Annotated in this window: 22 protein-coding genes; 6 read left to right on the top strand and 16 right to left on the bottom strand. The window is 74.1% G+C overall.

The annotated features are described in order from the left end of the window. Nucleotides 1-6: 6 nt before the first annotated feature. The 7 genes from ABD160_RS21265 to ABD160_RS21235 all read right to left on the bottom strand — a co-directional run bounded on the left by ABD160_RS21265 (nt 7) and on the right by ABD160_RS21235 (nt 7,830). Nucleotides 7-1,104: an SDR family NAD(P)-dependent oxidoreductase gene (locus ABD160_RS21265; protein WP_344025173.1), complete on the bottom strand. Its 1,098-nt coding sequence runs from the start codon at nt 1,102-1,104 to the stop codon at nt 7-9. Between the two features lie 90 nt (nt 1,105-1,194). Next, entirely contained in the window at nt 1,195-1,842 is a 648-nt protein-coding gene (locus ABD160_RS21260; protein WP_344025171.1) for a type III secretion system chaperone family protein, read from the bottom strand. 79 nt (nt 1,843-1,921) lie between these two features. Next, on the bottom strand, nt 1,922-2,776 hold the full coding sequence (locus tag ABD160_RS21255; protein WP_344025169.1) for a WXG100-like domain-containing protein: 855 nt from the start codon (nt 2,774-2,776) through the stop codon (nt 1,922-1,924). Next, the gene (locus ABD160_RS21250; RefSeq protein WP_344025167.1) at nt 2,773-3,096 is read right to left on the bottom strand and encodes a type VII secretion target; all 324 of its coding nucleotides are present in this window, start codon (nt 3,094-3,096) and stop codon (nt 2,773-2,775) included. The genes ABD160_RS21255 and ABD160_RS21250 overlap by 4 nt, the downstream gene beginning before the upstream one ends. Further along, nucleotides 3,093-3,425, bottom strand: a complete 333-nt coding sequence (locus ABD160_RS21245; protein WP_344025165.1) for a YbaB/EbfC family nucleoid-associated protein — start codon at nt 3,423-3,425, stop codon at nt 3,093-3,095. The genes ABD160_RS21250 and ABD160_RS21245 overlap by 4 nt, the downstream gene beginning before the upstream one ends. Before the next feature lie 50 nt (nt 3,426-3,475). Beyond that, entirely contained in the window at nt 3,476-6,106 is a 2,631-nt protein-coding gene (clpB, locus tag ABD160_RS21240) for an ATP-dependent chaperone ClpB (RefSeq protein WP_344025163.1), read from the bottom strand. Between the two features lie 983 nt (nt 6,107-7,089). Next, complete coding sequence (locus ABD160_RS21235) at nt 7,090-7,830, bottom strand: pyridoxamine 5'-phosphate oxidase family protein (protein ID WP_344025161.1); 741 nt, start codon at nt 7,828-7,830, stop codon at nt 7,090-7,092. Between the two features lie 360 nt (nt 7,831-8,190). On the opposite strand from ABD160_RS21235, the gene ABD160_RS21230 reads away from it, so the two are divergent. Continuing rightward, nucleotides 8,191-9,363, top strand: coding sequence for a globin domain-containing protein (locus tag ABD160_RS21230; RefSeq protein WP_344025160.1), 1,173 nt, complete (start codon nt 8,191-8,193; stop codon nt 9,361-9,363). Between the two features lie 24 nt (nt 9,364-9,387). Here ABD160_RS21230 and ABD160_RS21225 read toward each other — a convergent pair whose 3' ends face one another. The 4 genes from ABD160_RS21225 to ABD160_RS21210 all read right to left on the bottom strand — a co-directional run bounded on the left by ABD160_RS21225 (nt 9,388) and on the right by ABD160_RS21210 (nt 13,653). Beyond that, complete coding sequence (locus ABD160_RS21225) at nt 9,388-10,197, bottom strand: TauD/TfdA family dioxygenase (RefSeq protein WP_344025158.1); 810 nt, start codon at nt 10,195-10,197, stop codon at nt 9,388-9,390. A 62-nt stretch (nt 10,198-10,259) separates the two neighbouring features. Then, entirely contained in the window at nt 10,260-11,117 is an 858-nt protein-coding gene (locus ABD160_RS21220) for an ABC transporter permease (protein WP_344025156.1), read from the bottom strand. A gap of 24 nt (nt 11,118-11,141) precedes the next feature. Beyond that, a complete protein-coding gene (locus ABD160_RS21215) occupies nt 11,142-12,083 on the bottom strand; it encodes an ABC transporter permease (RefSeq protein ID WP_344025154.1) in 942 nt (313 codons plus the stop codon). Nucleotides 12,084-12,090: 7 nt separating this feature from the next. Further along, nucleotides 12,091-13,653, bottom strand: a complete 1,563-nt coding sequence (locus ABD160_RS21210; protein WP_344025152.1) for an ABC transporter substrate-binding protein — start codon at nt 13,651-13,653, stop codon at nt 12,091-12,093. 157 nt (nt 13,654-13,810) lie between these two features. Here ABD160_RS21210 and ABD160_RS21205 point away from each other — a divergent pair, with 157 nt between their 5' ends. Further along, nucleotides 13,811-15,109: an MDR family MFS transporter gene (locus ABD160_RS21205; protein WP_344025150.1), complete on the top strand. Its 1,299-nt coding sequence runs from the start codon at nt 13,811-13,813 to the stop codon at nt 15,107-15,109. Nucleotides 15,110-15,137: 28 nt separating this feature from the next. Here ABD160_RS21205 and ABD160_RS21200 read toward each other — a convergent pair whose 3' ends face one another. The 4 genes from ABD160_RS21200 to dnaK form a co-directional block, all read right to left on the bottom strand. Next, the gene (locus ABD160_RS21200) at nt 15,138-15,611 is read right to left on the bottom strand and encodes a heat shock protein transcriptional repressor HspR (protein WP_425563644.1); all 474 of its coding nucleotides are present in this window, start codon (nt 15,609-15,611) and stop codon (nt 15,138-15,140) included. A 5-nt stretch (nt 15,612-15,616) separates the two neighbouring features. After that, on the bottom strand, nt 15,617-16,855 hold the full coding sequence (dnaJ, locus tag ABD160_RS21195; protein WP_344025148.1) for a molecular chaperone DnaJ: 1,239 nt from the start codon (nt 16,853-16,855) through the stop codon (nt 15,617-15,619). 88 nt (nt 16,856-16,943) lie between these two features. Next, nucleotides 16,944-17,687 carry a nucleotide exchange factor GrpE gene (gene grpE, locus ABD160_RS21190; protein WP_344025146.1) on the bottom strand — a complete coding sequence of 248 codons (744 nt, stop codon included), beginning with the start codon at nt 17,685-17,687 and terminating at the stop codon, nt 16,944-16,946. After that, complete coding sequence (dnaK, locus tag ABD160_RS21185) at nt 17,684-19,558, bottom strand: molecular chaperone DnaK (protein ID WP_344025144.1); 1,875 nt, start codon at nt 19,556-19,558, stop codon at nt 17,684-17,686. The genes grpE and dnaK overlap by 4 nt, the downstream gene beginning before the upstream one ends. A gap of 236 nt (nt 19,559-19,794) precedes the next feature. Between dnaK and ABD160_RS21180 the strand changes: the two genes are divergently transcribed. The 4 genes from ABD160_RS21180 to ABD160_RS21165 all read left to right on the top strand — a co-directional run bounded on the left by ABD160_RS21180 (nt 19,795) and on the right by ABD160_RS21165 (nt 22,967). Next, the gene (locus ABD160_RS21180) at nt 19,795-20,346 is read left to right on the top strand and encodes a DUF3558 family protein (RefSeq protein WP_344025142.1); all 552 of its coding nucleotides are present in this window, start codon (nt 19,795-19,797) and stop codon (nt 20,344-20,346) included. A 73-nt stretch (nt 20,347-20,419) separates the two neighbouring features. Beyond that, complete coding sequence (locus ABD160_RS21175) at nt 20,420-20,797, top strand: hypothetical protein (RefSeq protein ID WP_344025140.1); 378 nt, start codon at nt 20,420-20,422, stop codon at nt 20,795-20,797. Further along, on the top strand, nt 20,794-22,140 hold the full coding sequence (locus ABD160_RS21170; RefSeq protein ID WP_344025138.1) for a hypothetical protein: 1,347 nt from the start codon (nt 20,794-20,796) through the stop codon (nt 22,138-22,140). The genes ABD160_RS21175 and ABD160_RS21170 overlap by 4 nt, the downstream gene beginning before the upstream one ends. Next, on the top strand, nt 22,137-22,967 hold the full coding sequence (locus tag ABD160_RS21165; RefSeq protein ID WP_344025136.1) for an ESX secretion-associated protein EspG: 831 nt from the start codon (nt 22,137-22,139) through the stop codon (nt 22,965-22,967). Before ABD160_RS21170 ends, ABD160_RS21165 begins: the two co-directional genes overlap by 4 nt. A 28-nt stretch (nt 22,968-22,995) precedes the next feature. Here the strand turns inward: ABD160_RS21165 and ABD160_RS21160 are convergent, their stop codons facing one another. After that, nucleotides 22,996-24,084, bottom strand: coding sequence for an ABC transporter substrate-binding protein (locus ABD160_RS21160; protein WP_344025134.1), 1,089 nt, complete (start codon nt 24,082-24,084; stop codon nt 22,996-22,998). Nucleotides 24,085-24,115: the final 31 nt, after the last annotated feature.

Raw genomic sequence — 24,115 nt, 5'->3', positions numbered from 1 at the left:
ACCGGTTCAGCCGCCGGTGACGGTGGCCGTGGTGTGCGCCGACGCGGTCCGCCGCCGCGCCCGGTCCCGGGCCGCCGCGGCCGCCCGGGCACGCTGCTCGGGGGTGCGCAGGGCGCCGCCGACGAAGTGCTCGGACCGCCCGCACCCGGCGGCCGCTCCGGCGGCCGCTCCGACGACCCGGCCCGCGCCGGGCCGGACCGGCAGGTCCGGCAGCCGGGACGGGGTGCGCAGCGGCTGCTGCCCGGCGGGCGCCCGGTCGCAACCGGGTGCGACGACGGGGCGACGCGGACCGGCGGGCGGCGCCGCGGGCAGCCCCGGAACCGCCGGGCCCTCCCCGGCCGGCGCGCCCACCCGGGCATCCCGGCCCGCCGGAGCGGCCGGCCCACCGGCGACCGGCATCAGCGGCTCCCGGGTGGCGTCGGAGACGATCTGGGCACCCCGGCGCGCCGCCCGCAGCCCGGCGTCCACCGCACGGCGGGGGAGCTCCAGCAGCGCCGCCGCCGGACGCGACGGCTCCGGGAGCCCGATCGGGCGGTCGACGTCCAGGGCGGACTCGGCGGCCCGCTCGGTGCGCACGGTCACCGCCCGCACCCCGGTGCCCTCCAGCGTCGCGGCCAGGCCGCCGGTGAAGGCCAGCGCCCAGGCGGTGGCCGGGTCCTCGTCCGGCGCCGGCGAGGCGCCGACCGCGATCACCGTGCCGGCGCCGCGGCGCAGCATGCCGGGCAGCGCGGCGTGGGTCAGCCGCATCGTCGCCGTGATGCCCAGGTCGATCCGGGCCTGCCGGGCCTCGGGCGTCCCGGGGTCGGCGCTGCCGGTGTCCGCCGGGACCGCACCGTGCAGCAGGTCGTGCACCAGGACGTCGAGCGCGGGCGCGCCGGGGCCGCCGAGCAGCGCCTCCAGCCGGAACAGCCCGTGCCGGGTCGCGAGATCCGCGACCAGGACGTCGGCCCGGACGCCGTAGCGGGCGGCGAGCGCCCGCGCGGTGACGTGCAGCCGGTCCGGATCCCGGCCGACGAGGATCAGATCGTGTGCGCGGGAGGCCAGCCGGTCGGCCAGTACCGCGCCGATCCCGGAGCCACCGCCGGTGATGAGTGCCAGAGCCACCCGAAAAGGGTATCGAGACCCGATCGGGCTAGCGCATTCGGGTGGTCACTTCGCGTGTGCGTTGATCTACTCTACGTATATACGCCCTGATCAGGACTCGATCGCGGGACGCTTGGCGTGCATGCCCTCCTCGAGCGCCGTCGCCACCTCGGCGAGATCGGCGAGCAGGTCCTGCATGCGGTCCGCGGAGATGCCGACCGGCGCCGCGGCGAGCACCCAGGCGTCCTCCGCCCAGAGCAGCTCGACGTCCTCGCCGACCGCGTCGCTGGCGTCGGCCAGTCGCGGGGTGAGCAGCGGGCGCACCGCCTCGGCGTCGCTCACGAAGGCGTACCGCTCGCCGACCGGCTCGAGCAGGTCCAGGCCGGCGTCGTCGGGGAGCGGTGCGGACGGCAGCCGCAGCTCGACCGCGGCGGGCAGCGAGTCCTGGACCTGGACCGCGCACAGCACCGAGCTGATCCGCCCGGCCTGCTCGTGGTCGAACGCGTGGGCCCGGCGCGGACCGTCCGGGGTGGGGACGTCGCCGGACACCAGGTTGCGGGCGACACCCGGCCCGCCCTGGTGGATGGTCCCGTAGCGCCAGCGGCTGGGCAGCACCGGATCGGAGTCCAGGTACTCCCACTCGCGCATCGACGCCCACCGCTTCCGGTCGCGCGTGGCGCCGCCACGGAACCGGTCGAAGAGCAGCAGCCCGACGCCGACGACGACCGCGACGACTGCGATGACGAACCAGACCGACATGCCGCGGAGCGTAGTCCCGATCCGGGTGCCGAGGTGGTAGCGCCACGGCCCGGACGTGCACCTTCCGGGTGCCGATGGCTCATCCGGACGCCGGGCCGTTCCCTCCGTCGTCCCATCCGGAGCCGGTCGCCCGGGCCGCGGCCTCCTGCTTGCCGTACTCCAGTCCGGCGTCCTGGACGAGCCCGACGGCCTCGGCCGTCCGCGGCCCGCGCAGCGCCTCGGGGAGCAGGCCGGTGCGCATGGTGTCCTCCAGGCGTTCCATCGCCGCACCGGACTGCTTGAGCATCCCGTCGAGCTGCCCGAGCCTGCGGCTGATCGTCAGGCCGGTATCGGCGACCTGCCCGACGACCGCGCCGATCGCGAGCGGCAGCGCCGTCCCCGCGGTGGCGAGCGCCGCCGGCCCCGCCATGACCAACCAGGTGATCAGCCGGACCACGAGGTCGGCGATCAGGTCGCGGACGATCGCCCGCTCGGTGCCGACCATCGACGCGGAGCCGAGCACCAGCTCCGCCACCTCCCGGGCGGCCGTGGACATCGTCCGCAGCGCCTCCTGGTGCTCGGTCAGCGTCCGGCCGAACCCGGCCCCGGCCGCGCCCTCCCAGCCGGCCGCGGTGCCGCGCACCCCGTCCAGCGACGCGGCCGCGGTACCGAGATCGGCGGAGATCCGCTGCCAGTCCTCGGCCCGGGCGGTGATCTGCACCGGGTCGCCGCACAGCTGGTCGAGCGGGACCCGCAGGATCTCGAGGTGCTCCATCGCCCACCCGACCCCGGCCCTGCCCAGCTCGCCGATCGGGTCCGCGACGTAGGCCAGCGTGTCGAGACCGGCCACCACCCCGGTGACCGCGACACCGCCGGCGTCCTGCTCCCGGATGGCGGTGCCGACGTCGTGCAGCGACGAGAGCAACCCGGCCCCGTCCAGCGAGAGCTCGCTCATCGCGGTTCCGCCACGTCGATCCCGGCGAGCTCCAGCGCGGCCCGCAGGTCGGTCTCGCGGTAGCCGGCCGCGGCCTCCCGGGCGGCCGCGGACAGCTCGCGCAGCGCGCTGCCCAGCTCGTCCAGCGCCTGGGCCCCGGCGCGCATCGCCGCGGTCGCGTCGGCGGCGAAGAAGCTGCCGATCGCGCCGTAGGCGTCGGTGTCCAGCTCGGTGAGCGAGGGCCGCAGCGCCGTCACCCCGGCCGCGAGATCGCGGAGCCGCGCGGCCTGCGCGCCGAGGGACTCCGGATCGACCCGGAACCCGGCCCCCGGGGCGGTCACCGCCCGGGCCCGGAGATCAGCGGTTCCATGATCTTCTCGACCTGCCCGGCCACGTCGGCGGCGGCCTCGGCGGCGAGTCGCAGCACCGTCTCGGCGAGCCGGGCCCGGGGCATCTCCTCGGCCCGGACGCCGAGGACCAGTCCGGTCAGGTGACCGGACTGGTCCACGGTGAGGACGACCGCACCGTCACGGGTCCGTGCGGTCGCCGTGACCGTCGCGATCCGGGCCCGGGCGCTCTCGGCCCGGGCCCGGATCTCCTCGACGCGCTCGCGGTACTCGTCGAGCCAGGTTCCCGCCGGTGGGACGGCGGAGGGATGTGGACGCTCCATGCGCCGGGACGATGCCGGTCATCGTCCCGGCGCACGGCCGAGTCCGCGGATCAGTTCGCGATCGCGACCGGATCCGAGCCGGCGAGCGCCCGCCCGACGACCAGGCCGCCGGTCCCGCCGGACGCCGCCGGATCGAGATCGACCCGGACCGTGTCGCCCTCCCGGATCGTCCCGGCGAGAAGCTCGCGGGCCAGCTGGTCCCCGATCGAGGACTGCACCAGCCTGCGCAGCGGGCGCGCCCCGTAGACCGGGTCGAACCCGTTGAGCGCCAGCCACTCGCGGGCGGCGTCGGTGACGTCGAGGATCAGCCTGCGCTTGGCGAGCCTGCGCCCGAGCACGCCGACCTGGATGTCGACGATGTGGGTGAGCTCGTCGGTGGACAGCGCGTGGAAGACCACGACGTCGTCGAGCCGGTTCAGGAACTCGGGCTTGAAGTGCGTCCGGACGACGGCCATGACGGCGTCCTCCCTGGCCTTCTCGTCGAGCGCCTGGTCGGCGATCGCCTGGCTGCCGAGGTTGGAGGTCAGCACCAGGATGGTGTTGCGGAAGTCCACGGTGCGGCCCTGGCCGTCGGTGAGCCGGCCGTCGTCGAGCACCTGCAGGAGCGTGTCGAAGACGTCCGGGTGGGCCTTCTCCACCTCGTCCAGCAGGACCACGGTGTACGGCCGCCGCCGGACCGCCTCGGTGAGCTGGCCGCCCTGGTCGTAGCCGACGTAGCCGGGCGGGGCGCCCACCAGCCGGGCGACGCTGTGCTTCTCGGAGTACTCGCTCATGTCGATGCGGACCATCGCCCGCTCGTCGTCGAACAGGAACTCGGCGAGCGCCTTGGCCAGCTCGGTCTTGCCGACGCCGGTCGGCCCGAGGAACAGGAACGACCCGGTCGGCCGGTTCTCGTCGGAGATGCCGGCGCGGGCCCGGCGGACGGCGTCGGAGACGACCCGGACGGCCTCGGCCTGCCCGATCACCCGGCGGCCCAGCTCGTCCTCCATCCGGAGCAGCTTGGCGGTCTCGCCCTCCAGCATCCGGCCGGCCGGGACGCCGGTCCAGGAGCTGACGACGTCGGCGACGTCGTCCGGGCCGACCTCCTCCTTGAGCATCACGTCCTCGTGGGTGTCGATGACCGCGGTCTTCTCGGCCAGCTCCTTCTCCAGCGCCGGGATGCGCCCGTAGCGCAGCTCGGCGGCCCGGCCCAGGTCGCCGTCGCGCTCGGCCCGCTCGGACTCGCCGCGCAGCTGCTCGAGCTGCTCCTTGAGCTCGCGGGTCGACTCGATGGCGCCCTTCTCGTTCTGCCAGCGCGCGGTGAGCGCGGAGAGCTCCTCGCGCTTCTCGGCGAGCTCGGCGCGGAGTGCGACGAGCCGGTCCTTGGAGGCGGCGTCGGACTCCTGGGTCAGCGCCATCTCCTCGATCTCCAGCCTGCGCACCGCGCGTTCCACGGTGTCGATCTCCACCGGACGCGAGTCGATCTCCATCCGGAGCCGGGACGCGGCCTCGTCGACCAGGTCGATCGCCTTGTCCGGGAGGAACCGGGCGGTGATGTAGCGGTCGGAGAGGGTGGCGGCGGCGACCAGCGCGGCGTCGGTGATCCGGACGCCGTGGTGCACCTCGTAGCGCTCCTTCAGGCCGCGCAGGATGCCGACCGTGTCCTCGACGCTCGGCTCGCCGACCAGCACCTGCTGGAAGCGGCGCTCCAGGGCCGGGTCCTTCTCGATGTGCTGGCGGTACTCGTCGAGCGTGGTGGCGCCGACCATCCGCAGCTCGCCGCGGGCGAGCATCGGCTTGATCATGTTCCCGGCGTCCATCGCGCCCTCGCCGGACGCCCCGGCACCGACGATCGTGTGCAGCTCGTCGATGAAGGTGATGATCTCGCCGGCCGAGTCGGTGATCTCCTTGAGGACGGCCTTGAGCCGCTCCTCGAACTCGCCGCGGTACTTCGCGCCGGCCACCATCGATCCGAGGTCGAGCGTGATGACCCGCTTGTTGCGCAGCGACTCGGGCACGTCCCCGGCGACGATCCGCTGGGCCAGTCCCTCGACGATCGCGGTCTTGCCGACGCCGGGCTCACCGATCAGCACCGGGTTGTTCTTGGTGCGCCGGGACAGCACCTGCACGACCCGGCGGATCTCGGTGTCCCGGCCGATGACCGGGTCGAGCTCGCCCTCGCGGGCCCGGGCGGTCAGGTCCTGGCCGTACTTCTCCAGCGCCTGGTAGCTGCTCTCCGGGTCCGGGCTGCTCACCCGGGCCGAGCCGCGGACCTGGGCGAACGCCTCGCGCAGGGCGTCCGGCGTGGCGCCGTGGCGCTGCAGCAGCTGGGCCACCGGCCCACCGGACCGGGCGAGCCCGACGAGCAGGTGCTCGGTGGAGACGTACTCGTCGCCCATCTCGGTCGCGAGCTGCTGGGCGGCGGTGATCGCGGCCAGCGCGTCGCGGGACAGCTGCGGCGCGCTCACCGAGGAGCCGGACGCCGACGGCAGCCGGTTCCCGAGCGCGGTCAGCTCGGCACGGACGGCGTCCGCGTCGGCCCCGACGGCGGCCAGCAGCGGGGCGGCGATGCCGTCGCCCTGGGCCAGCAGCGCACCGAGCAGATGGGTCGGCCCGACATCGGGGTTGCCGGCCAGCGTCGCGGCCTGGACGGCTGCGGAGATGGCCTGCTGGGTACGGGTGGTGGGGTTGAAAGAGTCCATGCTCCGCGGTCCTCCCGGTCCTTCGCGTGGGGTTCGTGGTCGTGGGGAGCGGCACCCGGCCCGCCTGCGTCACAGTCTGCCGGGGGATGCGCCTCTCGACACCTTCAACGGCAGGAAAGTTGAGTCTGTTCCACTCAGGGCAAGGTTTTTCGGGGCCGGGTGATGCGGCGATCACGTTCGCGTGCCCACGGTGGGCGTCGCACCCCGCGCACGGCTTCGCACCCGTTCGGGATCGCACCCCCGCGCGGCGTCGCACTCCCGGCCCGGCGTCCACCCGACGTTCTCCCGTCGCACCCGTTCGGCATCGCCGCACCCTCCGGATTCCGCCTCGCACCTCTCCCGCGTCGTCGCACCGGCTCCACGCGGTGCGGGGACCGACAGCGGGTGCGACACGGACCGACCACACCGAGCCCCGGCGGACCAACGCGGTGTCGCACCGCGGGCGCCTCGCCGCACCGGTCGGAGCCGGTGCCAGGCCGAGCCGGCGGTGCGACGCTGCACGCGGGGTGCGACGAAGCACGCGGGGTGACGAAGCACGCGGGGTGCGACGCCGACCGGGCGCGACGCCGACCGGGCGCGACGCGGACCGGGCGCGACGCGGACGGCGTTCGCCCCGGGCCGGGCGCGACCCAGGTCGGCGGCACCCACGCAGGGCTCGGGCCAGCGGTGCGGGATGAGCGCGGCCGGGCGCTGCGCGAGGGACCCGGGGCGCGGGGCACCGGACCCGGGCGACGGCGGAGGTTCGGCCCGACGGCGGGGGACGGCGCCGGGCGTCCCACCAGCCCTCGCACCTCCACCACGATCCGGCACCCTCTCCACCAGGCGCGGGAACGGAGAAGGGGTGCGACGCGGGAGGGAAGGGGTGCGGGAGCCGAGCCGGGGTGCGACGCCGCACCGCACCGGACGGCGCCGCGCACTCCGGACGGCACCGGCCCACTCCGAGCGACGCCGCACCGCTCCGGACGGCACCGCACCGCTCCGGGTCAGCGGGAGTGCGGCCGCCCACGCAGCGCGCGGGCCGATCCCGCACCGAGGTGCGTGGTGCTGGGGAACCGGCGCCGGGGCGGGCGCGGCGCCCGCTGCGGGGTCCCCTTGGCGCCGAAGAAGTCGCCACCCTTGCGGCCCGGGTCGTCGGTGCCCCACTCCCGCCGCCGGGTGACCCGCTCCATCCGCGGGATGTGCTTGCGGCAGTGGATGTAGGCCTCCTCGACCTCGACCACCACCCAGCGTTCGGCGCGGCGGCCGGCGGCCCGGTCGCGGGCCTGCCCCGGGAAGGTCGCGCGGAAGGCGTCGTCGTCCATCACCCGGGCCCGGCCGTTCACGTGCAGGCCGATCAGCGAGTCGGTGAAGTCGACCATGAGCAGGCCGATGTGCGGGTTCTCGACGAGGTTGCCGAGGCTCGCATACACACCGTTACCGCGGTACTCGGGATAGGCGAGGGTGTGGTCGTCGAGCACCCGGACGAATCCGGGCGGTCCGGCGCGCAGCGAGCTGTCGCACTCGCCGTGCGCGTCGGCGGTCGCGACGAAGGCCATCTCCATCCGCCCGACGAACTCGATCATCCGGGGGAGCAGCCGGTCGCGGAGCTGGTCGTCGTAGAACCGGTCGGCCCGCGCGACGCTGCCGAGCTCGCCCTGGAGGGCGTGCTCACCGCTGGAGCCCGGCCGGTGAACAGCGTGTTCGGCGGTCTCCACGTCGTTCGTGGGGTGCTCCGGGACGGTCACGGGACGATCACGACCGGGGAGCACCGGGGCGGGCGTTCGCAGCGGCACGGTTACCACCGTGCCATCCGGCAGGCCCAGGACCAAACGGTCGCCGGGGCATCCGGGCGCCACGCCACGTCGGCATTCCGGCACACGGGCGCTATCCTGACCACGGCGCCACCCACGCCATGACGAGTGACCACCGTCCCCGAACGGATGATTCGTGACCGTGTGTACTTGCCCACTGCCTCACAGTGAGCTAAATGCGGCGCGACGTTCCGCCGGACGGAGGCGCTCGCGTACCCTAACCGGCGGTACGCGGACATCGATGTCCGGTGTCACCGCGGCACGGAGCACGACCGAGGAGAGTGTCCGCCAGGCATGACTGCTGACCAGCTGATCGCCGGCGACGTCGCCCCGCAGCGACGCCCCGCCTCGGAGGCGGACCGGACAGTCGAGCTCATCCGGACCAGCTTCGCCCTCGTCGAGCCGCAGGCCGAGGAGCTCGGCAAGCATTTCTACGCGACCCTGTTCGGCCGAGCGCCGGAGACCCGCGACCTGTTCCCGGTGAACATGGAGGTGCAGCGCAGCCGGCTGCTGCGCGCCCTCGTGCACGTCGTCCAGATGGTGGACCAGCCGGACGACCTGGTGCCGTTCCTGCAGCAGCTCGGCCGCGACCACCGCAAGTTCGGCGTGCTCTCCCAGCACTACGACGCGGTCGGCGAGGCGCTGCTGTCCGCGATCGCCACCTTCGCCGGCGAGAACTGGACGCCGGAGATCGAGAAGGCCTGGACCGGCGCCTACGGGATCGTCGCCGACGCCATGCAGCAGGCCGCCGCGGCCGAGCGCGGGCCTGCGTCCTGGCTGGGCCGGGTCGTCGACCACCGCCGGATCGGCTGGGACCTGGCCGTCGTCACCGTCGCCACCGACCAGCCGGTGCCCTACCAGGCCGGGCAGTACCTGTCGGTCGAGACGCCGCACCGGCCGCGGCTGTGGCGCTACCTCTCGCCCGCGAACTCGCCGCGCCAGGACGGGACGATCGAGTTCCACGTGCGCGCGGTGGAGAACGGCTGGGTCAGCCGGGCCATCGTCGCGCACAGCCGGGTCGGCGAGACCTGGCGGATCGGCCCGCCGATGGGCCGGATGGCCGTCCCGTACAATAGCGAGCGCGAGCTGCTGATGGTCGCCGGGGGCACCGGGATCGCCCCGATGAAGGCGCTGCTCGACGAGGTGCGGCAGCGGCCGCGGCCGCCGCGCACCCAGGTCTTCGTCGGCGGGCGCACCTGGGAGGACCTCTACGACTTCACCGCGCTGCGCAAGCTGTCCTACAACTTCCCGTGGCTGGACGTCATCCCGGTCGTCGAGCACGAGGACGAGCCGTCGGGGGCCGAGACCGGCACCCTGGCCGACGTCGTGACCCGGTTCGGCGCGTGGAGCGACCACGACGTGCTGGTCTGCGGCTCGCCGGCGATGATCCGGTCCACCGTCTCCCGGATGCTGGTCGCCGGGACGCCGCTGGACCGGATCACCTACGACCCGTTCACGATGGACTGAGCCGGGGCCGCCGGCCCCGGAGCGCTAGAACGCCTCGGTCGTCCGGACCGACAGCACGTGCAGGGTGCGCGAGCCGGTGAAGGCGTCCCGGCCGTGCAGGAACCGGTAGTTGTCCAGGATCAGCAGGTCACCGGCCTCCAGCCGGAACCGCGGGGCGGCCTCGAACGCGGTCGCCAGCAGATCGGCGTACTCCTCGATCCGCGCCAGGTGCGCGTCCCACTCCGGCTCCCGCGGAACCGGGAGCGCGTAGTCGCTCGCCCGCACGGCACGCCGGCCGCCGCGGGTGTACTCGACCATCCGGCGCAGCAGCGGGACGGCCGGGACACCCCGCGGCGGGTTCACCCGGCTGCCGAAGAAGTCGACGTCGTGCCCGGTCAGGAAGCGGTGCAGGCCGGGATGGTCGGTGGCCAGCCGGTCGACCAGGGCGTACCCGTCGACGAGCACCGAGTCGCCACCGGCCGGCGCCGGGGACGTGCAGTGCATCAGCAGGACGTCCTCGTCCGGGTCGCGCAGCCGCACGGTGCGGCCGTGCACGTCGCCCTCGAGGTACGCACCGTCGTTGTGCAGGCCGAGCACGGGCGAGTCGGTGCCGCCCTGCGGCCGGATCCCGAACAGCTCCCGCAGCCGACCGCCGAGCACCGTGGCCGCCGCGACGACCAGGGCCTCCGGGTCCTGCCCGGCGCCCGGTACCCGCACCACGCCGTCCGCCTCGAGCACCGCGCGGGCACCGGCGAGGGCGGCCGCACGGGGCACGACGCCGGTGCCGTCCACCAGGTCCTTCAGCTCGGGCCGGGACTCGCCCCGGCGCCTCCCGTCGGTACCGGTCTGCGCCACGGTGGGCCTCCGTTCGTGCCGTTCAGGTGCTGTCGCACCAGTCTGGCAGGAACGATCCGTTCTCAGTACTGGCCGGACGGACCGGTCCAGCGGCGCTCCAGGGCCCGGCCCAGCGCCGTCACCAGCAACGCCGTGCCCACCACGGCGGCCGCGGGCAGCAGCACCAGCTGCGGCGCGTTGAACAGGAACTGCCTGCCCTCGGCGAGCATCGCGCCCCACTCCGGGGTCGGCGGCTGCGGGCCGAGGCCGAGGAACGACAGCCCGGCGACCGTCAGCAGGATGTTCGCGAACCGCAGGCACAGGTGCGACAGCAGCGGCCGGGTCAGGTTGGGCAGCACGTGCCGGAACGCGATCCGGGCCGGGCCGGCCCCGATCGCCACCGCACCCTCGACGTACTCGCGGTTCCGTTCGCGCACGACGAGCTGGTAGGTGAGCCGGGCGAACGGCGTCCATCCGGCGACGACGATCGCGATCAGCAGCGTCCACAGGCCCGGCGCCCCGCCCGACGCGGCCACCACCACCAGCCCGATGAGCACCGCGGGGACGGCCACCAGGACGTCGATCGTGCGCTGGAACAGCTGCCCGGCGGCCCGGCCCGCCCACCCGGCGAGCACGCCGAGCAGGGTGCCGATCAGCGCGCACAGCGCGAGCGCGACGAGCGTGAAGCCGACCGAGATCCGGGCGCCGACCGCCAGCCGGGCGAGCATGTCCCGGCCGAGCTGGTCGGTGCCGAGCGGATGCTCCGGCGAGGGGCCCGCGAACCGGGCGCCCAGGTCGTTGGCGGTCGGGTCGAGCGGCAGCAGGGCGAGCAGCACCAGCGCGCCGAGCAGCACGACCGCACCGATCTGCAGTGGCCGCCGCACCCGATCGCCCCATCCCTCCGTCACGTACCCGCGTCCGGCCATCGCCTCCGCGCTCATCGGACCGCGCTCATCGGACCGGGCTCATCGGACCGCGCTCCGGGCCACCGGATCGAGCGACAGGGCGAGCAGCTCGGCGAGGATCCCGGCGAGCGCCGCGACCATGACGACCGCGAGCAGCCCGGCCTGGACGACCGGGAGGTCCTGGCCCAGGACCGCGTCGTAGAGCAGCCTCCCGAGCCCGGGGACGGCGAACAGCACCTCCACGACGACCGAGCCGCCGAGCAGCCCGCCCAGGAACAGCCCGGACATCGAGGCGACCGAGGTCAGCGCGAGCCGGCCGCCGTGCCGCCAGAGCACGATCCGGTCGGACAGTCCCTTCGAGCGGGCGACGGTCACGTGCGGCCGGGCGAGCGCGTCGACCGTCTCGGCGCGCACCAGCTGGGCGGCCAGCGCGGCCGGGAACGCGGCGAGGGTGAGCACCGGCAGCACGGCCTGCGCGGGCGTGCCCCAGCCGGTCGCCGGGAGCAGCGGGAGGGTCACCGCGAACGTCAGCACCAGCACCGTCCCCAGCACGAACTCGGGCACCGCGACGCCCAGCACCGATCCGGTGGTGAGCGCGCGGTCGAGCCGGCCGCCGGGGCGCCGGGCGGCGCGCACCCCGGCCGGGATCCCGACCAGGCCGGCGACGACGATCGCCGCGACGGTCAGTACGAGCGAGACCCCCAGCGCGGGCCACAGCAGGCCGGACACCGGGGTCCGGGTCACGTAGGAGATGCCGAGGTCGCCGGTGAGCAGTGCACCGGACCAGGCGAGGAACTGGTCGAGCCAGCTCCCGTCGAGGCCGTACTGCTCGCGCAGCGCCGCCAGCACGACCGGATCCGGCTCGGCCTCCCCGGTGCGGCTGCGCAGCACGGCCAGCGCGGTGTCCTGGCCGGAGAACCGGGGCAGCAGGAACACCAGCACCGCCGCCGCGACGAACACGAGCGGCAGCGCCAGCAGCCGCCGGACCAGCAGGGCGGTCACGCCCGGGTCATCCGGTCCTGGCCAGCCCCGGCACGACCAGGGTCTTCGCCAGCGGGTCGACGGTGTAGCCGGCGACCCGGTTCCCGACGCCGTTGGCGCGGGTGTGCACCAGCGGCACGCCGACCGCGTCGGTGTTCAGCTGCTCCGCGGCCCGGGCGAAGATCTCCTGCCGGGCCTGCGGGTCGGTCTCGGTCGCGAGCGGCGCGATGAGCGCGTCGAACTCCGGCGAGCAGTACCGGTTGATGTTGTACGAGCCGTCGCAGCTGTAGTCCGAGGTCAGGGTGGCGCCGGCGTCCGGGACGTCGATCAGGTAGCTGCGCGAGAGCAGGTACATGTCGTAGTCGCCGCCGAGCAGCGCCGGCTCCCGGGCGTCGTAGTCGCCGACCTGGATGTTCGCCTCGATCCCGGCCGCCCGCAGCATCTCCTGCACCGCGGTCGCCAGGGTCGGCAGCTCGGCGCGGGTGCTGTAGGTGCCCAGCTCCACCCGCAGCGGGTTGTCCGGGCCGAATCCGGCCTCGGCGAGCAGCTGCCGGGCGCGGGCCGGGTCGGCGGGCGGCGGCGGGTCCTGCGATCCCCAGCTGACGGCCGGGCCGAACAGCTCCGAGGCGGGCACCGCGGACCCGGCGAGCGCCTGCTCGCCGAGCGCCGTCCGGTCGACGGCGGCGGTGACGGCCTGCCGGACCCGGATGTCGTCGAACGGCGCCCGCGACTGGTTGAGCAGCAGCGACGCCGTCCGCGGGGCGGCGACGGTCTCGTTGGTGTACTCGTCGCCGGTGAACTCCAGGGCCGCCGCCTCGGGCAGCTCCTGGGCGATGTCGGCGTCCCCGGCGCGCAGCGCGAGCGCGCGGGCCGACGGGTCGGGCACGAAGTTCGCGGTGATCGCGGCGAGCTGCGGCCGCTCGCCCCAGTAGGTGTCGTTGCGCTCCAGGGTGACCGACTGGGTGCCGTTCACCTGGGTGATCGTCATCGGGCCGGTGCCGGTGCCCTGCACCGCCGGCGGTGTCGCACCGAACGCCGACGGCGCGAGGATCGCGGCGTTCGCGCTGCTCAGGCGCAGCGGCAGGATCGGGTCCGGCGCGGTGGTGGTGATCCGGACGGCGTCGGCCCCGTCCGCGGCCGCCGCCAGGCCGATGCCGCGCAGCGCGCGCGGCGGCGCCTCGACGCCCGCGGTCCAGTTGAGCGCGGTGGCGACGGCCTCGCCGGTGAGCGGCTCGCCGTTCTGGAAGGTGACGTCCGGACGCAGCTCGAAGCGCCAGGTCCGGGGATCGTCGGCCTGCTGCTCCCAGCCGGTCGCCAGCGCGGGGCGCGCCTCGCCGTCCGCGCCGGAGGCGACCAGCGACTCCGTCACACCCAGCTGGGACAGGACGAACGCGTCGTCGGTGTCCACCGCGTAACCGGCCCCCGGGCCGAACGCCATCGCGAGCGTCAGCTCGCCGTCCGGGACGATCTCACCCGTTCCGCCGCCCGGGCCACCACAGGCGGTGAGTATCGCGGCACTCGCGGCGAGTGCCGCGGCGACACGGAGTGGGGAACGACGGCGTCGTGCGACGGCGACCGGAACGGCGGGCATGCGATGGGTCCTCTCCGGCGCCACGGATCAGGTGTCACCCGGCGCCCGGAAGATCCTCGGAAAGGGTGAGCAGATGGTCAAGCAAGTGCTGGCATGCGCATATCTACCTACTGCCATCGAGTCGCTGCTGCAAGAGCCGACCTGATACCACTCGTCCGTGCTCCGCAGCCTGCTCCGCCGTCCGGCGGATCCCGAGTCGGACCCGCGCCCGCCGGCGCCGCCGCGCGCCGGCCGCTGGGCCCGGTTCGGCGCGCTCCCGCCCGTCATGAAGCTGCTGATCTCCACTCAATTGGCTTTCAACGTCGGCTTCTACATGGTCCTGCCGTACCTGGCGACGCACCTGGCGGAGGATCTCGGGCTGGCCGCGGCGGCGGTCGGGCTGGTGCTGGGCCTGCGCACGTTCAGCCAGCAGGGGCTGTTCGTCGTCGGCGGCGCGCTCACCGACCGGTTCGGCGCGAAGCCCGTCGTGCTCGTCGGCTGCGTGCTGCGTGTGATCGGTTTCATCCTCCTCGGCGCCGCCGGGACGCTGCCCGCGGTGATCGGCGGGGCGCTGCTGACCGGGTTCGCCGCGGCGCTGTTCTCCCCCGCGGTGGAGTCGTCGCTGGCGCGCGAGGCGGGCGAGCGCGAGCGGGCCGGGGAGGGGCCGCCACGGACCGAGGTGTTCGGGATGTTCGCCGTCGCGGGCCAGGTCGGGACGGTCACCGGGCCGCTGGTCGGTACCGCACTGCTGCTGGTCGACTTCCGCACCGCCTGCCTGGTCGCGGCGTTCGGGTTCGTCCTGGTCGGGCTCGCGCACTGGCGCTGGCTGCCGTGGCGGACCGCGGAGCGGGCCGGTTCCCCGATCCTCGCGGGCTGGGGCGAGGTGCTCGGCAACCGCCGGTTCATGGTCTTCGCCGCCGGCTACTCGGGCTGGCTGCTCACCTACAACCAGCTCTACCTGGCGCTGCCCGCCGAGCTGGAGCGGGTCGACCGGACCGCGGCGCTCGGCTTCCTGTTCGTGATGATGTCGGTGCTGGTCATCTCGCTGCAGCTGCGGGTGACGGGCTGGTCGCGCCGGCTCGGCGCCGGCCGGGCGGTGGTCCTGGGCTTCTGCCTGATGGCCGCGTCGTTCCTGGTGGTCGCGGTCGCCCGGCTGCTGCCCGACCTGCCGGGATGGTGGGTACTCGCACCGGCCGTCACGATGGTGCTGCTGCTGACCTTCGGCGAGATGTTCGCGGTGCCGGTCGCGCAGGACCTGGTGCCCCGGCTCGCCGGGGAGCGGCGGCTGGGGGCGCACTTCGGGGTGCTCGCCTCGTTCGGCGGGCTGATGGTGCTCATCGGGTCGACCACCGTCGGGGCGCTGCTCGATCCGGCGTTCCCGCCCGCGCTGCCGTTCCTGGTGCTGGCGGCGGTCCCGCTGGCGGGGGCGCTGGTGCTCGGCCTGCTCGCGCGCCGGGGCGCACTGGCCGCTGCCTGACCAACCCGGCGTGCCCGGTCCGGCGCGCTCAGTCCGGTGGGGCCGGCCGCCAGCGGACGACGGCCTGCCGCCGGTCCACCGGGACCAGGTCGCGACGGTAGGAGCGGTGCACCGCGGCGGTGGCGTGCGCGGCCGCGGCCCGGACGGCGTCCAGCTCGGCGGTCGTCTCCTCCAGCCGGGCCCGCAGCTCGTCGACCAGCTGCTCCAGCTCGATGATCCGCTTCACCCCGGCGAGGTTGACGCCCTCGTCCTGGGAGAGCCGCTGCACCTCGCGGAGCAGGGCGATGTCGCGCTGGGAGTACCGGCGCCCGCCGCCGGCCGCCCGGCCCGGGCTGACCAGCCCGAGCCGGTCGTAGCTGCGCAGCGTCTGGGCGTGCAGCCCGGACAGCTGGGCCGCCACCGAGATGACGAAGACCGGGCTGTCGTGGGCGACGCCCACCGCCTCCTCGTCCGGGTCGTCCGGCCGCCGGGAGCCACCCGGGGGTCGTCCGGATCCGGCCACCGCACTCACCTCCTGGCGTTACCGAGCAGATCGGCCCGTGGGTCGTACGACTTCGTCGCCTCGGCGTAGGCCTGCAGCGCCGCGGTCGCCGACTCGTCCAGCTTCTGCGGCACCGCGACCTCGACGGTGACCAGCAGGTTGCCCTTCTTGCCGTTCTTGCGCTCCACCCCGCGACCGGCGACCCGGAACGTGCGCCCGCTGGCGGTCCCGGCCGGGATCTTCAGCGAGACGGTGCCGTCGAGGGTGGGCACCGTCAGCGTGGCACCCAGCGCGAGCTCGGGGAAGGTCACCGGGACGGTGAGGGTGAGGTCGTCCGGGTTCTTCTTCGAGCGGCCGAACAGCCGGTGCGGCGTGACGGAGATGGTGACGTACAGGTCCCCGGCGGGTGCCCCGCCGCGGCCGGGCTCGCCCTGACCGGCGAGCCGGACCTTCTGCCCGTTGTCCACACCGGCCGGCACCCGGACGGTCAGCGACCGGGTCCGGGTCGAGACGCCGTCGCCGTGGCACTCGGGGCAGGGGTCGTCGATGATCCGGCCGGTCCCGCGGCAGTCGCGGCACGGCTCGGAGAACGAGAACGCGCCCTGGCTGCGGCTGACCAGCCCGGCACCGGCACAGGTGGGGCAGGTCCGCGGGGCGCTCCCGGGCCGGGACCCGGTGCCGCCGCACCGCTCACAGCGCCCGGGCGAGGACAGCGTGATCGGGACGGTGGCGCCGCGCACGGCGTCGTCGAACGAGATCGTCAGGCTGCTCTCGACGTCCTGCCCGCGGCGGGCGCCGGTCGGGCCGAAACCGCCACCGCCGCCACCGCTGTTGTTGCGGGCCGCGCGGCCGAAGATGTCGCCGAGGATGTCGCTGAAGTCGCCGGATCCGCCGGCGCCGCCACCCGCGCCCTGACCGAACAGGTCGTTGATGTCGAAGCCGCCCGGGCCGCCGCCCGCGCCGGGACGGCCGCCGGCGCCGCCGGGGAAACCGCCGCCGGTGCCGTAGCCGCCGAAGCCGCCGCCACCGGCGAACATGGCGCGGGTCTCGTCGTACTCCTTGCGCTTGGCCTCGTCACCGAGCACGCCGTAGGCCTCGGACACCGCCTTGAAGCGGGCCTCGGCCTTCTCGTCGCCCGGGTTCGCGTCCGGGTGCAGCTCGCGGGCGAGCTTGCGGTACGCCTTCTTGATCTCGTCCTGGGACGCCGTCGAGGAGACGCCCAGCTCGCGGTAGTAGTCCTTCTCGATCCAGTCGCGCTGGGTCACCCCGCCTCCTTCCCGTTCACGCCCGCGGTGCGGCGGGTGCGTCCCCGCATCCCGCCGCACCGCGCGGCAACGTCCCTGTTCACACCGGTCAGGCCCGGTCGTCCCCGCCGGGCCGGCCTGCGTCGCCGGCGGCGGGCTCCGGATCCCCGGATCCCGCCGGGTCCGGTGCGACCTCGGCCTCCGGCCGGTCCTGCACGGTCACCATCGCCGGCCGGAGGATCCGGTCGGCGATCCGGTAGCCGCGGCGCAGCACCGTCGACAGCACGGTGACCGTCGGGCCGGAGCCCTCGGCCGGCTCGTGCTGGACGGCCTCGTGCAGCTGCGGATCGAACAGCTCGCCCTCGGCCCCGAAGGACTCCAGGCCGAGCTTGGTGACCACGCCGGTGACCTTGTCGGCCGCCGACTTGAACGGCCCGGTCAGGTCACCGTGCTGCTCCGCGCGCTCGAAGTCGTCGAGCACGGTGAGCAGGTCGCTGACGAACGAGACCTTCGCCGAGAGCTGGGTCTGCTCCCGGTCCCGGTCCGCCCGTCGCCGGTAGTTCGCGTACTCGGCGGAGACCCGCTGCAGGTCCGCCGTGCGCTCGGCGACCTCCGCGGTCAGCTTCTCCACCTCGGGATCGACCCCGTCGGCCGGACCCGCGACCGGGTCCGTGCCGTCCGGGCCCGGGGCCGCCGCGTGGGCGGCCCCGGACTCGTCGTTGCTGCGGACCTCACCGGTCTCCGGGTCCACCTTGCGGCGGTCCCGGAAGGTCACCGGCTCCTGCTGCCTGTCCTGCTCGTCACCGTCTGCCATGTCGACCGTCCCGTCTCCTGGATGGCCGTGCGCCGTCACTTGTCGCCCTTGTCCTTGTCGTCGTCCACGATCTCGGCGTCGACGACGTCGTCCGGCTGCTCCCCGGTCGCACCGGCGTCGGCACCGGCGGCACCGGCTCCGGCCGCGCCCGCGGCGCCCTCGGCGCCGGGCTGGGAGTACAGGGCCGACCCCATCTTCTGGGACTCGGTCGCCAGCTTCTCCATGGACGTCTTGACGGCCTCGTGGTCGGTGCCCTTGAGCGCCTCCTGGGCCTCGCCCAGCGCGGCGTTCACCGAGTCCTTGACGTCGGACGGGAGCTTCTCGTCGTTCTCCTTGAGGAACTTCTCCGTCTGGTAGACGAGGGTCTCCGCCTGGTTGCGGGTCTCCGCCTCCTCGCGACGCTTGGCGTCCTCCTCGGCGTGCGCCTCGGCCTCGGACACCATGCGGTCGATGTCGTCCTTGGACAGCGCCGAACCGCCGGTGATCGTCATCTCCTGGCTCTTGCCGGTGCCCATGTCCTTGGCGGACACGTTGACGATGCCGTTGGCGTCGATGTCGAAGGACACCTCGATCTGCGGGACGCCGCGCGGGGCCGGCGCGATGCCGGTCAGCTCGAACATGCCGAGCTTCTTGTTGTACGCGGCGATCTCACGCTCGCCCTGGAAGACCTGGATCTGCACCGACGGCTGGTTGTCGTCCGCGGTGGAGAAGATCTCCGAGCGCTTCGTGGGGATCGTGGTGTTCTTCTCGATCAGCTTGGTCATGACGCCGCCCTTGGTCTCGATACCGAGGGACAGCGGCGTGACGTCGAGGAGCAGGACGTCCTTGACCTCACCGCGGAGCACACCGGCCTGCAGGGCGGCGCCTGCGGCGACGACCTCGTCCGGGTTGACGCCCTTGTTGGGCTCCTTGCCGCCGGTCAGCTCCTTGACGAGCTCGGTGACGGCGGGCATCCGGGTGGAGCCACCGACGAGCACGACGTGGTCGATCGCGCTGACCGAGATGCCGGCGTCCTTGATGACCTGGTTGAACGGCTGGCGGGTGCGGTCGAGCAGGTCCTGGGTGATCCGCTGGAACTCCGCGCGGGACAGCGTCTCGTCCAGGAACAGCGGGTTCTTGTCCGAGTCGACCGTGATGTAGGGCAGGTTGATGCTGGTCGAGGACGAGCTGGACAGCTCGATCTTCGCCTTCTCCGCGGCCTCACGCAGCCGCTGCATCGCCATCTTGTCCTTGGTCAGGTCGATGCCCTGCGAGCTCTTGAACTTGTCGACGAGCCAGGTGACGATCCGCTCGTCCCAGTCGTCGCCACCGAGGTGGTTGTCGCCGTTGGTCGCCTTGACCTCGACGACGCCCTCGGCGATCTCCAGCAGGGACACGTCGAACGTGCCGCCACCCAGGTCGAAGACCAGGATGGTCTGCTCCTTCTCGCCCTTGTCCAGCCCGTAGGCCAGCGCGGCCGCGGTCGGCTCGTTGACGATCCGGAGCACGTTCAGACCGGCGATCTGGCCGGCCTCCTTGGTCGCCTGCCGCTGCGCGTCCTCGAAGTACGCGGGGACGGTGATGACCGCGTCGGTCACCTCGTCGCCCAGGTAGGCCTCGGCGTCCCGCTTGAGCTTCTGCAGGACGCGGGCGCTGATCTCCTGCGCCGCGTAGGTCTTGCCGTCGATGTCCGGCGTCTTCCAGTCGGTGCCGATGTGGCGCTTGACCGAGCGGAAGGTGCGGTCGGAGTTCGTGACGGCCTGGTTCTTCGCGGACTGACCGGTGAGAACCTCTCCGTTGCGGGCGAACGCGACGACCGACGGAGTGGTGCGGGCACCCTCCGAGTTCGCGATCACCGTCGGCTCGCCACCCTCGAGGACGGCGACGACGGAGTTGGTGGTCCCGAGGTCGATACCGACCGTACGAGCCATGGTGACTGCCTCCGTGTAGTACGAGTATGAGTGCGTCCGGCTCAAGTTGTACCAGGCCGGGGAGCACGGTGCGCATCGCCCTTGAGTGGGCCCTGCTCAACTTGCTCTCACGCTGGTCAACGGACGCCCCCGCAGAGTTGTTCCGACCCGGCTCAACTTTTTTCGACGCGTTCGGGCGTGCGGGTGGTGGGCCGCGGGCTAGCCTGTGGATCTTCCATCGCGCAACGGAGGACGACGTGGGCCGATCAGGTTGGCGCGGCACGACCGTCCTGCTGGTGCTCCTCGGCATCGCCACCGCCGTCGCCGGTTGTTCCGCCGACGAGCCTGCGGGCCCCTTCCCCGACCGCCCCCGGGACATCGACGTGTCCCGGCTCGATCCGTGCATGCTGCTCGGCTCCTCGGGCCGGCAGGTGCGCGGTGTCGGAAAGGGGGAAGCCGACGAGCAGATCGTCGAGGGCATGGCCGCCCGCAGCTGTTCCTGGAACAACTTCGACAACGGCCGGAGCTACAGCGTCCAGTTCATCGACATGGAGGCGGACCGCGCACTCGGTCAGGGGCGGCCGGTCGAGACGGTCGCCGGTTACGGGGCCGTACGGCAGACGGAGTTCACCGACTCCGCCCCGATGTGCGCACTGATCGTCGACGTGCACTCCGGACAGAGCATGCGCGTCGTCGCCCAGTCGGTACTCGACGTCGACGGAGCCCCACGCCCCATCGGCTTCGTCTGTGACGACGCCGCCACCCTCACCGCCGAGATCCTCGAGGGCGCTCGAACAGCCCAGGGCTGACTCCTGTTCACCTCTGCGAACGGGGATGGAGGATCGCCTGCCGGACGGCGCCGCGAGCCATAGCGTCCCGTCGATGAACATCGACGCCCGGGCACCGCGGGGAGCCGCATCCGACCCGCTGATGCTGCAGATCGACGGCTCGAACGTCCTCGGAGTGCGGAACCGGCTGCAATTGCAGGCCGAGCAGATGCAGCGGATCCTGCACCGGGCGACCCTCGAGTGCAGGGTCACGCCGTGTGGTCAGGACCTGGTGTCGCTCGACGCGGCAGCGTCGTTCGACCGGAAGATCAGACACATCCTGCAAGCACACACGGACCATCTGAACAAGATCACCGAGGCCGTACACCGGCTGACCGAGGCGGCCCGGCAGTACGGCTACACCGATTCCGCGATCGCGGAATCCCTGGCGGCCGCGCGACCCGGCCCGTCGGGCACGGGCGGCTCGCCGTGATCCGCTGCTACAACTTCGCGGCGTTCGACATGGCCACCAAGTTCGGCTGGATCGACGGACAGCCCGGCCTCGCCGCCGCCACCCAGACCTCCGCCGGCCTCACGAAGCTGACGACCGCCTTCCAGGAGGCACAGCAGACGACCGAGCGTGAAGGCACCGAGCTCGAGATCGCCTGGCAGGGCACCGCCTCGGACGCGGCCCGGAACTCGCTCGCCGCCACCTCCTCGGGGATGGCGGACACCGCCGCCGTCACCGGCAACGGCGCCGAGCGGCTCGTCGACCACGGACACTCGTTCGAGACGATGCGCAAGCAGATCACCTACGTGGACCCGGCCGACCACAGCTGGTTCCAGCGCTCGGTCGACAACATGTCGGAGGCGTGGCACTCGCTGTGGGGAAGGGGCGCGGACCACGTCACGATCGCCGAGCGCAACCTGGTGAACGACGAGATCGCCAACCGGGCGCTGGACCGCTACGCCGCCGAGACCTCCGCGACCGACGACGACTTCGCCGGCGCCGCCCCACCGCCGGCAGGCGGGCCGCCCGGGACCGGCCAGCAGGGCGGCGGCGGGGGCGGCGGGGGTGGCGGGGGTGGCGGTGGCGGGCCGGTGGCGGGCCCGGACACCCGCACGGTGCCCCCGCCGATCACCGGTCCCGGCGGTCCCGCCCCGGGGCCGCCCGCGCCACCGGGCACCGGCGGTCCGGACATCCCGGACATCGGTGGTCCCGGCGGGCCGCACGTCCCGGGCGGCGGGGGCTCCGGGGGGCCGACCGGCCCGCCCGGACCGGGGGTACCGGAGCCGCCCGACACGCACCGGCCGAACACCGTGAGCCAGGCCGAGGTCGTGGCCGGTCCCCCCGATCGGCTGCCGGGCCCCGGCACGCCACCGGGACCGGAACGGCCGTGGGCGCCCGACCGGCCGGCGGCCCCGTTCGGCCCGCTGCCCGGCCCGGGGGGCCCGCTGCCCGGCCCGGGCGGCCTGCGCACCGGCGACCAGCTCGCCCGCGACTTCGCCGAACGGGCCCGGCAACAGCAGCTGGTCCCCGGCCCCGGGCGCGGTGCGGGAGCGCCCGAACCACACCCGGCACCGGGGCGCGGCGGCGGATGGGGCCCGCCGGGCGCCCGGCCCGGCCCGGCCGATCCCACGACGTACGCGGGCCGGCCCGCGGAGGCCCGCGGGTCCGGCTTCCCCGGCGGGTACGGCCCGATGTCCGGCGCCGGCGCCGGGACCGGTGGCGGGCAGGACCACCGCAACCGCTACGTCGTCCCCACCGACGAGGTCTTCGACATCGACGTGACGGCCACCGACGCCGTCCTCGGCCCGGACGAGGACCACCGGTGACCGGCCGCGCGCCGGGTGCCGCCGCGCCGGGGCCGCTGCTCGACTGGCGACGGGCGACCGTGCTGGGCGCCGCCGAGTTCGACGTCGCCCGCGACCTGCTGGACCTGGGCCGCGGCCCGGCGGTGCTCGGCGTGCTCAGTCCCGGCCCGACCGACGTCGAGCGGGCCGGGGTGGTCCGTGCGGCGACCCGGTCGCTGGCCGCGCGCGGACTGCTCGGCGCAGGCGGGTTCCGATCCGCCCTGGTCGACGACCTGCGCACCGTCGTCGCACCCGAGTTCCAGCACGATCTCGTCGTCTCCCCGCCCACCGCCCAGCAGGCGCTCGTCGGGTACCGGTCCGGGCGGGCCGTGCTCGCCACCCGGATCGGTGACGACGTCGCGCTGCTCCGGGTGCCGCCCGAGCAGGCCGCCGCCGCCCTGGTGGAGCTGCTCGGGCCGCTCGCCCGCGGACCGGGCCCGACCGTGCGGATCCCGGCGCGGGTGCTCACCGGCGCCGCCGCCGCGGCGGCGGGCGACCGCACCCGCTGGGTGGCCGAGCTGCTGCGGCGCGGCTGCTCGGGCGCCGAGGCCGAGCTCGTCGCGCGGATGGGCGACCTGCGCGGCCTCGCCCAGCTCGGCGCCGGGCGGTCCGGGCCCGGCGGGCACCGGGCGCCCGCGGTGCTGCTGGTGCACGTCACCGCGCAGGGCTGCTACTACCAGCGGCGGCCCACCCCGGCGGTGATCGGCGGGCCGCCGCCGGACGGCGCGACGGTGCAGGCCGGCCCGGCCGACGCCGCGACCCTGGTCGCGGAGCTGACGGCCCTCACGGCCCTGACGCCACCGGGATAGGCCGGGCCGGGCCGGGGCGGCCCGGTACTCAGCCCCTGGTCAGCAGGTCGGCCGGCAGGTCGGGAGCGGTGTAGGCAGCGCCGAACCGGTCGACGTCGTCCAGCGCCGCGGTCGCCGCCTCGTTCAGCGCGAGATCGGCGACCTCGTCGAGGGGCAGCTCCCGGCTGATCACCCCGTACCGGTGCAGCAGCTCGATCGACTGCTGGTACCACTCCTCGTCGATGCTGCCGAGCCCCGCGACCGACGGCCAGATCAGCTGGTTCATCTGGTTCATCTGGTAGGTCTGGAAGTCGGCGTCCAGCGCGGTGCCCTGCTGGACCACCAGCTCGACGCAGTGCTCGGCGTTGTCCCGGCAGTAGGCCCAGCCGCGCATCGACGCGGTGACGAACGCGGTGACGTCGTCCCGGTTGGACTCCAGGAAGTCGCCGTTGGCGAAGATCCCGTCCTCGGCGACCGAGGTGTCGTCCTCGGCGAAGGAGTAGACGTTCAGCTCCTCGGCCGGGATCCCCGATGCCAGCACCTGGCCGAGCTCGTTGAACGCGTACGCGGAGGCGATGTCGATGTCGCCGGACAGGAACTGGTTCATGTCGAAGCCCTGCTGGACCATCGTGACGTCGGTGTCCGGGTCGATCCCGTACTTGGCCATCGTCGCGTAGAGCTTCTGGTCACCGGCCCACGAGCCGATCCGCTTGCCGACCCAGTCCGCGGGGGACTCGATGCCCGCGGACTTCCTCGACACCATCACGTACCCCGGCCGGGCCGTGGTCTGGGCGACCGCCTTCAGCGAGGCGCCCTGGTCGATCGCGCTCAGCGTGTTGCCGAAGCTGTCGGTGCCGAGCTCGGCCTGGCCCGATCCGACGATCTGCTGGGCGCTGACGTCCGGCCCGCCCGGCCGGATCGTCACGTCGAGTCCCGCCTCCCGGTAGAAGCCCTGCTCCTGTGCCGCGTAGTAGCCGGCCCACTCGGCCTGGGTGACCCAGCCGAGGGCGAGGGTGACCGGCCGGAGGCCGTCGGCACCGGCGTCCCCGGTGTCGGAGCCGGTCCCGCAGGCGGCGAGGGTGAGCAGTGCGGCCGAGGCGGTGAGGGCCGCGAGCAGCCTGCGACAGGGAATGCGCATCATGGTGTCCTTTGTGGATCGTCGGGGACGG

Source organism: Pseudonocardia kongjuensis, from assembly GCF_039526905.1.
Lineage (GTDB): Bacteria > Actinomycetota > Actinomycetes > Mycobacteriales > Pseudonocardiaceae > Pseudonocardia > Pseudonocardia kongjuensis.
Note: the sequence above shows the minus strand (reverse complement) of the source record. Positions and strands in the feature narration are given on the sequence as shown.